Origin of the sequence: Streptomyces sp. SID14436 (assembly GCF_010548465.1) — a bacterium.
In the GTDB taxonomy this organism is placed as follows: Bacteria; Actinomycetota; Actinomycetes; order Streptomycetales; family Streptomycetaceae; genus Streptomyces.
In genome coordinates, this window is record NZ_JAAGMD010000318.1 from 1 (window position 1) to 201 (window position 201).

The window sequence follows — 201 nt, forward strand, 5'->3', positions numbered from 1 at the left end:
CCGCCGGTCGCCGGTCAGCGCGAGCGCGCCCAGCAGCGCGGCCGAACCGTCCGCCGCCAGCAGCGGCAGCGGCGACCGGGGCCGGGCCGGTGGCCGCCGGACGGGGAACCGGAAACCGGCGGACGAGCCGCGCGGCGGCATGACCGAGACGGCCGGGTACCCGGCCTCCCGGGGCTGGCCTGCGGGGGTGGGGACGGTGCT

General features: G+C 82.1%; 1 pseudogene. It reads right to left on the reverse strand.

What is annotated here, in order from left to right:
• A pseudogene (locus G3I53_RS11220) lies at positions 1-201 on the reverse strand (transferase); the annotation flags it as partial.